11 protein-coding genes are annotated in these 9,941 nt (G+C 58.4%); 8 read left to right on the top strand and 3 right to left on the bottom strand.

From position 1 onward, the window contains the following. Nucleotides 1-645: 645 nt before the first annotated feature. The 5 genes from nrdD to folB all read left to right on the top strand — a co-directional run bounded on the left by nrdD (nt 646) and on the right by folB (nt 5,613). Entirely contained in the window at nt 646-2,868 is a 2,223-nt protein-coding gene (gene nrdD / locus I2G43_RS09450; protein ID WP_117770171.1) for an anaerobic ribonucleoside-triphosphate reductase, read from the top strand. Nucleotides 2,869-3,294: 426 nt separating this feature from the next. After that, nucleotides 3,295-3,876 carry an anaerobic ribonucleoside-triphosphate reductase activating protein gene (nrdG, locus tag I2G43_RS09445; protein ID WP_195535959.1) on the top strand — a complete coding sequence of 194 codons (582 nt, stop codon included), beginning with the start codon at nt 3,295-3,297 and terminating at the stop codon, nt 3,874-3,876. 66 nt (nt 3,877-3,942) lie between these two features. After that, nucleotides 3,943-4,500 (top strand): GTP cyclohydrolase I FolE, encoded by a 558-nt coding sequence (folE, locus tag I2G43_RS09440; RefSeq protein WP_022094399.1) that lies wholly within the window; start codon nt 3,943-3,945, stop codon nt 4,498-4,500. Between the two features lie 2 nt (nt 4,501-4,502). Beyond that, nucleotides 4,503-5,084: an HD domain-containing protein gene (locus I2G43_RS09435; protein ID WP_195535958.1), complete on the top strand. Its 582-nt coding sequence runs from the start codon at nt 4,503-4,505 to the stop codon at nt 5,082-5,084. Nucleotides 5,085-5,127: 43 nt separating this feature from the next. Next, nucleotides 5,128-5,613 (top strand): dihydroneopterin aldolase, encoded by a 486-nt coding sequence (gene folB / locus I2G43_RS09430; protein ID WP_195535957.1) that lies wholly within the window; start codon nt 5,128-5,130, stop codon nt 5,611-5,613. Between the two features lie 6 nt (nt 5,614-5,619). Here the strand turns inward: folB and I2G43_RS09425 are convergent, their stop codons facing one another. Beyond that, nucleotides 5,620-6,396, bottom strand: a complete 777-nt coding sequence (locus I2G43_RS09425; RefSeq protein ID WP_195535956.1) for a M48 family metallopeptidase — start codon at nt 6,394-6,396, stop codon at nt 5,620-5,622. 74 nt (nt 6,397-6,470) lie between these two features. Next, nucleotides 6,471-7,484, bottom strand: a complete 1,014-nt coding sequence (locus tag I2G43_RS09420; RefSeq protein WP_195535955.1) for a dipeptidase — start codon at nt 7,482-7,484, stop codon at nt 6,471-6,473. A 120-nt stretch (nt 7,485-7,604) separates the two neighbouring features. Here I2G43_RS09420 and I2G43_RS09415 point away from each other — a divergent pair, with 120 nt between their 5' ends. From I2G43_RS09415 to I2G43_RS09405, 3 genes are all read left to right on the top strand, one after another. Next, the gene (locus I2G43_RS09415; protein ID WP_195535954.1) at nt 7,605-8,033 is read left to right on the top strand and encodes an FKBP-type peptidyl-prolyl cis-trans isomerase; all 429 of its coding nucleotides are present in this window, start codon (nt 7,605-7,607) and stop codon (nt 8,031-8,033) included. A 3-nt stretch (nt 8,034-8,036) separates the two neighbouring features. After that, a complete protein-coding gene (locus I2G43_RS09410) occupies nt 8,037-8,615 on the top strand; it encodes an urease accessory protein UreE (protein ID WP_195535953.1) in 579 nt (192 codons plus the stop codon). Between the two features lie 83 nt (nt 8,616-8,698). Further along, on the top strand, nt 8,699-9,496 hold the full coding sequence (locus tag I2G43_RS09405; protein ID WP_195535952.1) for an HAD-IIB family hydrolase: 798 nt from the start codon (nt 8,699-8,701) through the stop codon (nt 9,494-9,496). Between the two features lie 15 nt (nt 9,497-9,511). Here I2G43_RS09405 and I2G43_RS09400 read toward each other — a convergent pair whose 3' ends face one another. Beyond that, nucleotides 9,512-9,892: a Fur family transcriptional regulator gene (locus tag I2G43_RS09400; RefSeq protein WP_195535951.1), complete on the bottom strand. Its 381-nt coding sequence runs from the start codon at nt 9,890-9,892 to the stop codon at nt 9,512-9,514. Between the last annotated feature and the right edge of the window lie 49 nt (nt 9,893-9,941).

The raw sequence follows: 9,941 nt of genomic DNA, 5'->3' as shown, positions 1-9,941 counted from the left end.
TTCTAACGCCCACCAAATGTTCGCAGCTCAGAGGCTATGTCCTCTGGGCTGTTTTTTGTCACCAAGTACGCCGCCAAATAAGCCACCAAATATTGATCCAAGGTTTGTGCGCGATGGTCTTCGCATCCCGTAGGGGCGCCGGCTGATTGCATGCGTCCTGACCGAGCGTGACCGCAACATGTTGGTCAAGCATAATCTTTTGGATTCTTTTGGCGTGAGCGGCTTGATTTTGGTAGGATTTGTCAGCGGCTTGACTAAGGGGGTTTTATAACTGCCATGCAGGTAGCCGTGTTGGTAACGTTTTACCGACTTGTCAAATACCCCTCATTTATAATGCGTCTGCAAAATGACTAATTGCTTTGACCTGCTGAAACACTATATGTTGTGTTTGACCTAAAAAAAGAATACAGGATATAGATGCATCTTTGTCGTATGATAGATGGCGGACAGAGAACGAAGACCTTATTCGCCCCATTTGGACACGCCTTTGAGCCGCTTGATCGGCCGCGAGGATTGTCCGCATGAGGACTTATGGTTTATCGAGAACACAGATTGCGCGACGGCGCCGCAAGACAGGGGCAAGCCCTGCCGGGCATCGTTTGGCTCTGAAGCGCAATGAGGCTACGACGCGAAAGAGGCAAGAGGATGAAGATCATCAAGCGCAGCGGCACCGAGGTTGTCTTTGACATCGATAAGATCGTCAATGCCATCCGCGCCGCCAACTTGGAGGTCGAGGAGAGCTCTCGTCTAACCGACCGCCAGGTGGTTTATGCGGCGCAAAACGTCGCCGAGGCATGCGAGAACGCGGGCCACACCGTTTCGGTCGAGGAGATCCAGGATTTGGTCGAGGACGAGATCATGCGTCTCGACTGCTACGAGGTCGCCCGCCACTACATCATCTATCGCTACGTTCAGAGCCTGAAGCGCCAGAAGAACACGACCGATGACAAGATCCTGTCGCTGATCGAGTGCAATAACGAAGAGGTCAAGCAGGAGAACTCCAACAAGAACCCGACCGTCAATTCCGTTCAGCGCGACTACATGGCCGGCGAGATTTCCAAGGACCTGACCCAGCGCGTGCTGCTGCCCCAGGAGATCGTGGATGCCCACAATGAGGGCCTGATCCACTTCCACGATTCGGATTACTTTGCTCAGCACATGCATAACTGCGACCTGGTGAACCTGGAGGACATGCTCCAGAACGGCACTGTTATTTCGGGCACGCTAATCGAGAAGCCGCACAGCTTCTCGACTGCCTGCAATATCGCGACGCAGATCATCGCCCAGGTTGCTTCCTCCCAGTATGGCGGCCAGTCTATCTCGCTGACCCATCTCGCCCCGTTCGTTGAGGTGAGTCGTCAAAAGATTCGCGGCGAGGTCGCTCGCGAGCTTGAGGAGCTCGGCGTCTCTGCATCTGCCGAGAAGGTCCGCGAGGTTGTTGAGGATCGCCTGCGTGACGAGATCCGTCGTGGCGTCCAGACGATTCAGTATCAGGTCGTGACCCTTATGACCACCAATGGCCAGGCGCCGTTCGTGACGGTCTTTATGTATCTTAACGAGGCCCGTACGCCTCAGGAGAAGCACGACCTTGCCATGATCGTGGAGGAGACGCTTCGCCAGCGCTACGAGGGCGTTAAGAACGAGGCCGGCGTTTGGATTACCCCGGCATTCCCCAAGCTTATCTATGTACTCGAGGACGATAACGTTCACGAGGATTCCCCGTACTTCTACCTGACCCAGCTGGCTGCCAAGTGCACCGCCAAGCGCATGGTGCCCGATTACATCTCCGAGAAGAAGATGCGCGAGCTCAAGCTGTCGAAGGGCGAGACCGCCGGCAACGGCGACTGCTACACCTGCATGGGTTGCCGCAGCTTCTTGACGCCCGACCGCTCGGGCAACGGCTTTAACAATGTTGCCAACGCGCTGAACTACGACCCGAACAAGCCCAAGTACTATGGTCGCTTTAACCAGGGCGTTGTGACCATTAACCTGCCCGATGTCGCGCTGAGCTCGCATCAGGACATGGACAAGTTCTGGAAGATCTTCGACGAGCGCCTTGAGCTGTGCCACCGTGCCCTGCTGTGCCGTCATGAGCGCCTGATGGGTACGCTTTCTGACGCCGCACCGATTCTGTGGCAGTATGGCGCCCTCGCTCGTCTGAAGAAGGGCGAGACGATCGACAAGCTTCTCGTGGGCGGATACTCCACCATCAGCCTGGGCTATGCCGGCCTGTATGAGTGCGTCAAGTACATGACGGGCCACAGCCACACCGAGAAGGAAGGCACGCCGTTTGCCATGGCCGTCATGCAGCGCATGAACGACAAGTGCGCCGAGTGGAAGGCCGAAAGCGATATCGACTTTTCGCTGTACGGCACCCCGCTTGAGTCGACGACCTACAAGTTTGCCAAGTGCCTGCAGCGCCGTTTTGGCATTATCCCGGGCGTGACGGACAAGGGCTACATTACCAACAGCTATCACGTCCATGTGTCCGAGGAGATCGATGCCTTCGATAAGCTTAAGTTCGAGGGCATGTTCCAGCAGCTTTCGCCGGGCGGTGCTATCTCCTACGTTGAGGTTCCCAACATGCAGGACAACCTCAAGGCTGTCATTCGCGTGATGCAGTACATCTACGACAACATCATGTACGCCGAGCTCAACACCAAGAGCGACTACTGCCAGGTGTGCGGCTACGACGGCGAGATCAAGATTGTCGAGGATGACGGCAAGCTGGTGTGGGAGTGCCCCAATTGCGGCAACCGCGACCAGGAGAAGATGAACGTCGCTCGTCGTACGTGCGGCTACATCGGTACCCAGTTCTGGAACCAGGGTCGAACCGAGGAGATCCGCGACCGCGTGCTGCATCTCTAATACCGCTCCGGGGCTGAACCGAGAGGGCCGCTTGGGCATTTGCTCGCTATTTCGGACAGTCCTGACTCACGACGGAGGCGCCACTGGCGCCTCCTGTTCGTGCGGAACTCATATCGAGCAAAGGTCCGGCGTCTCGCTACGGTGCAGCCAAGTTGACGTAGCTGAGATGCAGCACGCGGTCTGCTCACTCCTCGAAGTTCTAAGCGGAAATGAGTTGATCTGCGGTGGCGATTTGCTTTCAATGGCGGTTGAGCTGCAGCCCATTTTTTATTGGACCTCGAACCCTATACTCGATGTTCGCTTCGTTCATTGAGTTACCCTTTGCATGAGGCCGGGACATATCGTCCCGCCCGCAGTTTCGCAGGCCGCAGGCCGAGAATGTTTGAGGACGGGATGATATGTCCCGGCCTCCCGGGAGAGTCACTTATGAACTACGCGAACATTAAGTATTTCGACATTGCCGATGGGGAGGGCGTTCGTACTTCTCTGTTTGTGAGCGGGTGCCGTCGTGGGTGCAAGAACTGCTTTAACTCTGTCGCGTGGGATTTTGCTGCGGGTGAGCCGTTCGATCGCGCCGTCGAGGACAAGATTATCGAGAGCCTCGACCATCCCTTTAACGACGGTCTGACGATTCTGGGTGGCGAGCCCATGGAGCCCGAGAATCAGGCGGGGCTTGTTGACTTTATAGAACGCGTGCGTGCGGCCTATCCTGTGGGGTCGGGCAAGACCATTTGGTGCTTTACCGGCGATGTGCTCGAGGAGCTTATGCCGGGCGGTTGCCACCATACCGAGGTCACGGACCGTATCCTTACCTGCCTCGATATGTTGGTGGACGGTCCGTTTGTTCAGGATTTGTACGATATCACGCTGCGCTTTAGGGGCTCGAGCAATCAGCGTGTGATCGATATGAACGCCACGCGCGCCCGTGCTGCGCGTGAGGATGTTGCGCTTTGCGACGCTGTGGAGCTTTGGCGGGACGATCCTGTCTATTCGACCCATACTATGTAGCTGGTGGCGGCTGTGCGCCGGCGTGGTACCATAGCGCGAACGTGAAATCGGAAAAGTGAGGCCCAGATGGTCGATCAGGAAAAAGTCGAGGCCGCCATTAAGCTGTTGCTTGAGGGCATAGGCGAGGACCCAACTCGTGAGGGCCTGCTGGAGACCCCGGCGCGTGTTGCCCGTATGTATGGTGAGATTGCCGGCGGTATGGACCAGAGCGCTGAGGAGCACCTGTCCAAAACCTTTGCCGTTGCTTCGAACGATTTGGTTATCGAGCGCGACATCACGTTCTATTCGCTGTGCGAGCACCATTTGCTGCCGTTTTATGGCAAGGCAGCGATCGGTTATATCCCCAATGGCCGCGTGGCCGGGCTTTCCAAGCTTGCCCGCACGGTGGAGGTCTATGCCCGCCGTCTGCAGCTGCAGGAGCAGCTGTGTGCGCAGGTTGCCGATGCCCTTATGGACTATCTTGCCCCCCAGGGGGCGATCGTGCTCATGGAGGCAGAGCATATGTGCATGACCATGCGCGGCGTGCAAAAGCCCGGCACCAAGACCGTGACGCTTGCTCGTCGCGGTGTCTTTGAGACCGATCCGGCGCTCGAGGAGCGGTTCTTTAGGATGTTGGGCCGCTAACTATGAGGGTCGTTAACGACTTTGCATCGAACACCGATGAGGGAACGCCGCGTCGCGGTTTTATGGCTTCTGGCTTGACTCCTTTTGGCGCCATGCCTCGCATTGATTACATCTGCGCCAATGGTCTGTTCCGGCGCCATCTGGGCAACATTGCGCGCTTGGAATCGGGGCGCATCTTTTGCCGCCACGGTATTGACCATCTGTTGGATGTCGCCCGCATTATGTGGATCAAGAATCTTGAGGAAGAGCTCGAGTTTGACCGCGAAGTCATCTATGTCACGGCGCTTCTTCACGATATCGGCAAAGATGAACAGTATGAATCGGGTATATCCCATGATGTTGCAAGCGAGCGCGTCGCCGATGCAATTCTTACAGGCATGCCCGACGATGTGGCGTTTGCGCCAGCCGACGCCGCAGCCATTAAGACGGCTATCTTGGGCCATCGAAAGCTGCGCGTGAACAGCCAGCCGCTCGAGCGCCTGCTCTATGCGGCCGACAAAGCATCGCGTGCCTGCTTTGCATGTCCCGCGCGCAATGCTTGCAACTGGAGCGATGATAAAAAGAACCTGTCGATTCGCGTGTAGTCGGTATGCGCGATCGGGGTCCTAGGTAAAGGAGACGATCGCGATGAGTAATAAAAAACTACCCGAGAATGCAACCAAGACTGAGGGGGCCGAGCTCGCCCGTCGCGGCAGGGGCGATATCTCCACTGCGACGGCGGTGCCCCATGTGAGCTATGACGACCTGCGCCATGCCGACCGTATTGTCATTGACGGCCTTGAGGTCTTTGCCAACCATGGCGTGTATCCCGAGGAGAACGCGCTGGGACAGAAGTTCGTCGTGTCGCTTGTGCTCTATGCCGACCTGCGTGCGGCGGGGGAGCACGATAGCTTGGACGCCTCGATCGACTACGGCTCAGTGTGCCACGATGTCGACGGCTATCTGCGCGAGCATACGTTTAAGCTCATCGAGGCGGCAGCCGAGGGGACAGCCCAGATGTTACTGCGCCGTTACCCCTCGCTGCTTGGTGTGCGCATCAAGCTCGATAAGCCGTGGGCGCCTGTCGGCCTGCCCCTGGCAAGCTGCGGTGTCGAGATCGAGCGTGTGCGCTAGTCGACGCTAGATATCGTCGGCGGGCGGTCGCTTGAGTCGCTGCGAAAGTGCTCTGTTGTCGGGGCAATACGTGTCGAGGAGGGCATGAAAGCGCTGGTTGTGGCTCGGCTCGAGCAAGTGGACGAGCTCGTGGGCGACAACCATGTCGAGGCATTCGATGGGGTAGGCAGCAAGCTCGCGTGCGATGCGAATGGTGGCGGTTTTGGGCGTGCATGAGCCCCAGCGCGTCTTCATGCTGCGTACCGAGACGCGGGCCACGGTGACGCCCATGGCGATTTCGTACGCGTGCACCATGTCGCGCAGCGCTGCGGCGACTTCGGACGTATAGAGTTGATCGATGCGGGCTTGGAGCTCTTCGGGTGATAAGCCGTCGAAGTTTGCATGTTGCCGGGCCTGTGGGCGTCCATCCGGTTCGCTAGCACCCATAAAGCTTGCGAACGTGGCTTGCTTGGGCCGCGGTGCGGGCGATTCGAAGTTGTGGTCGAGTGCGTCCTGAACAGTGATGGGTTTGTCCCAAAGCGCAATGGTCGAGCGGGGACTGAGCGGTTCGTCGGTTGTCGCCTGGCGCTGCTCGCGCCGAGCAAGGCGGTTGATAATCCACACGCTGTTACGCTGAACGAATGCCTCGATGCGCTCGCGGCTGGCGCCGAGCGGTGCGCTGGCGTGGACCTCGCCGCTCGAAGTGACGCGCAGGTTAAAGTTCTTGACGCGCTTTTTGGTGACGATGACGGGGATGGATGTGCCATCCGGTCGAGATGCGGAAATCGTAAACTGCTGCGTCAAAAGCGGTCCTTTGGATTGTGAACGGGCCGGCATGTCGACCGTCCGGCATGCCGGCCCGCTCAAGGGATGTGAAATTAATAACGCTCGAAGAAGGCGAGGGCGTTGTCGCTGCAGAGCTTTTGCATCACGGTCTTGCCAAAGCGCTTGGAGAGCATGTTTTGGAACTCAGGCATCTTGCTGGCATCGGAGAGGAAGTCGGGTACCGTGGCGCCGTCCCAGTCGCCACCGAGTGCGATGGCGTCCTCGCCATCCAAGTCAAGCCAATGCTCGATATGTGCAGCCAGCTGGTCGAAGGTGACGTCTGCGGCGGTCTCTTTTGTCGCTTCGTTAGAGAGGAACTCGCTGCAGTAGTTGAGGCCGACGATGCCGCCCATATCGCGAATGGTGCGGAACTGGTCGTCGGTGAGGTTGCGCTTGACGCCGCAAACCGCGCGGGAGTTGGAGTGGCTGGCGACGAAGGGGCGCGTTGCATGGGCGACAACCTCGTCAAAGCACTCGTCGTTGAGGTGGGAGACGTCGAGTACCATGCCGGCGTGCTCCATCTGCGTGAGTGCCTCGATGCCGGCAGCGGTGAGACCGGCATGAGTGTCGTGTCCGCTCGCGAGCGGTCCCTGCGCGTTCCAGCTGAGTGATGACATGAGTACGCCCAGGCTCTTGAGTACCTCGATGAGCGCGGGGTCCTCGGCAAAGAAGGTGGCGTTTTCGATGGTGTGGATGCAGGCGACCTTGCCGTCCTTGAGCGCGGGACGAATGTCTGAGGCACTTTGCACGTTGACCATGCGGTCGTGGTTGAGCATGGCCTGTCCGCTCATGTGCGCCATGATCTGCGCTTGGAAGCGCGCGGCGTGGGCGGCGGGAATCTTGTCCGGAATATAGGTGGCGAAGCACTGCGCCCACGGGGTCTTGCCGATCTTTGCGAGTGAGATGGCACAGGCGTTGCCCTCGATGAGGTCGAAGTCTTGCGGATGCGTCTCGTCGCCGGGGAAATAACCGTCGCTGCCGGCGGTGAAGCGCAAGTCGAGATCGAGTGTGGCCCAGCCAATGCGGTCGGCGGTGTCGCAGTGTAGGTCAAATATGGGATATGCCATAGTTCCTCCGGTTGCAGCGTTTCTTTGCAAACTGTCTTCAAATTGTATGACTAGGGTATAGTTAGCGCCATATGTTCATGGCGGCCCGCGTTGTGCGCCGCCCTTATCACGGAGGTTACCATGTCCAACCAGGGCAAGAAGGTCAAGACCCATTATCGTGGCATGCTCGACGACGGCACGCAGTTCGATAGCTCTTACGATCGCGGCGAGCCGCTGGAGTTCACCTGCGGCGCCGGTCAGATGATCAAGGGCTTCGACGCCGCTGTTGTCGACATGCAGGTGGGCGAGAAGAAGACCGTGCACATTCCCGCTGCCGATGCCTACGGCGAGCACAATCCCGAGATGGTCCTGACCTTCCCGGCTGAGCAGGTCCCCAATATCGAGCAGATCGAGAAGGGCATGAAGCTCTTCCTGTCCACGCCGAGCGGCATGCCCGTCCCCGCCGTGGTCATAGACGTGACGCCCGAGGCCGTGACGCTCGACGCCAACCACGAGCTCGCCGGCAAGGATCTCAACTTTGATATCGAGCTCGTCGAGGTCGAGGACTAGAGTATGCCTGAACGCTTGGTTTCGACGACATGCTTGGGAAATCTCAACGATCCGTCCTATGAACTCCTGCTTCGCCGGGAGCTGGGCGGTGTCTTTGAAGTTGACGAGCTACTGCTCGATTGGGACCAGGCTGATGCATGCGCGTTTGTGGGCGTGACGGAGCTGGGGCGCACGATCGATGTTCGGTTGGATACTGCCGACGGCGGTCGTCTTGCCGATGGCGACGTGCTCGCCATTGACCGTTCGGGCATGGTGCCCGTGGCGGTTGTCGTGCGCCTGCGCAGCGCCGAGGTTTATTTGGTCGAAGTCGACCGCATGGATCCGATTGCGCTCGCGCATGCGTGCTGGGAGATCGGCAACATGCATGCGCCGCTCTTCCGGGGTGACTCGGATGAGCATACCGTGCGCATGTATACGCCGGTGCAGCCGGTTTTGGGCCGTATGCTTCGCGGTGTCGAGGGAGCTCGAATCTCGATTGTTTCGCACGAGCTCGATGCGGGTCGACGCTTTACGTCGAGCGCGGCCGATGTTGTCGTGAGCATGGCTCCGGACTTTACCATCGTTAAAAAGACGCGCGACTAAGCGCGCGTATGCGCAAGACGGGCTTTGAGGGGTGACCGATCAAGGTCCGTCTTGCTGTTGATAGGAGGCTTTGGGGGAAGCATATGGGTCTTGAGGGAATCAAGCTGATTGCATGCGATTTGGACGGCACGTTGCTGCATCCGGGGGAGCGCGAGCCGCGTTCCGTGGCCTTTGAGCTTATCGATGAGCTGCATCGTCGCGGTATCGTGTTTATGCCGGCGAGCGGTCGCCAATACGCGAGCCTGCGCTACCTGTTTGCCCCGGTGGCCGATGAACTCGCCTATGTATGCGAAAACGGAGCCCTGGTCATGAGCGAGGGGCGTGCCGTGGTCAAGCGTTCTATGGAGCGTGGCCTGGCCATGGATATCGCGAATGCCGTGGTTGCGTACCCCCATGCCGACGTGACCCTTTCGTGCGAGGGACACCTCTACACCATGAGCAGCAACGATGCGTTTGTTGACCACCTGCGTTATGAGGTCCATTGTGATGTGGCGGTAGTCGACCGTCCCGAAGACATTGACGAGGATGTCATTAAGATTGCCTTCCAGACGCCCGAGGCGGAGCAGCCGGCGGCGCTGGAGTATTTTGTGCGTCGCTTTAGCGACCGGGTCGATGTGATGACGTCGGGAACCGAATGGACCGACTTTATCGGCTTTGATTCGGGCAAGGGGTCCGCGCTTGCCGATTATGGTTGTGCGCTGGGGATCTCACCTAACGAAATGATGGCGTTTGGAGATAACGAAAACGATCGCGACATGCTCAACGTGGTGGGCCATCCCTATCTGATGGAGAGCTGCAATCCCAGCATGCGCGGTGTCAATGACCGTGTCCGCTACGTGCGCACGGTCGAAGAAGAGCTGCGTCGTCTACTTGCTGAGTAGGCATGTCCCAAACATCTACCGGCAGTCGGGGCAGAGACCCTCGAAGATGGTGTAGTGCGACGTGACGTGCCAGCCGATTTGCTCGGACGCCCTGGCGTCGAGCTGGGCATCGAAGGGGAGCGGTACGTCGATGACGCGGCTGCATGAGGTGCAGATGATATGCGCATGCGGCTCGATCGTGCGATCGAAGCGGCTGCCGCCCGGCGTCTTGATGGAGAGGATCTCGCCGGCGTCGGCCAAGAGATTGAGATTGCGGTAGACTGTACCGCGGCTGATTTTGTCATCCTGCGCGCGCACGACGTTGTAGATTTCGTCGGCGGTGGGATGGTTATAACTTTGGCGCACGGCGTCAAGAACCAGCTTTCGCTGCTTGGTATTCCTTCTTTGCACCGCCATGCGCCTCGCCTCTTTTCTATCAACGGTCGTAGGTAAATGATACCGTATT

Origin of the sequence: Collinsella aerofaciens, from assembly GCF_015557435.1 — a bacterium.
GTDB classification, from domain to species: Bacteria; Actinomycetota; Coriobacteriia; order Coriobacteriales; family Coriobacteriaceae; genus Collinsella; species Collinsella aerofaciens_Z.
Note: the sequence above shows the minus strand (reverse complement) of the source record. Positions and strands in the feature narration are given on the sequence as shown.

Excerpts from the sequence above, each read along its gene's own strand:
- I2G43_RS09405 (WP_195535952.1), top strand. The coding sequence starts at position 8,699 with ATGGGTCTTGAGGGAATCAAGCTGATTGCATGCGATTTGGACGGCACG.
- I2G43_RS09415 (WP_195535954.1), top strand. The coding sequence starts at position 7,605 with ATGTCCAACCAGGGCAAGAAGGTCAAGACCCATTATCGTGGCATGCTC.
- I2G43_RS09435 (WP_195535958.1), top strand. The coding sequence starts at position 4,503 with ATGAGGGTCGTTAACGACTTTGCATCGAACACCGATGAGGGAACGCCG.
- I2G43_RS09410 (WP_195535953.1), top strand. The coding sequence starts at position 8,037 with ATGCCTGAACGCTTGGTTTCGACGACATGCTTGGGAAATCTCAACGAT.
- nrdG (WP_195535959.1), top strand. The coding sequence starts at position 3,295 with ATGAACTACGCGAACATTAAGTATTTCGACATTGCCGATGGGGAGGGC.
- nrdD (WP_117770171.1), top strand. The coding sequence starts at position 646 with ATGAAGATCATCAAGCGCAGCGGCACCGAGGTTGTCTTTGACATCGAT.
- folB (WP_195535957.1), top strand. The coding sequence starts at position 5,128 with ATGAGTAATAAAAAACTACCCGAGAATGCAACCAAGACTGAGGGGGCC.
- I2G43_RS09420 (WP_195535955.1), bottom strand. The coding sequence starts at position 7,484 with ATGGCATATCCCATATTTGACCTACACTGCGACACCGCCGACCGCATT.
- folE (WP_022094399.1), top strand. The coding sequence starts at position 3,943 with ATGGTCGATCAGGAAAAAGTCGAGGCCGCCATTAAGCTGTTGCTTGAG.
- I2G43_RS09400 (WP_195535951.1), bottom strand. The coding sequence starts at position 9,892 with ATGGCGGTGCAAAGAAGGAATACCAAGCAGCGAAAGCTGGTTCTTGAC.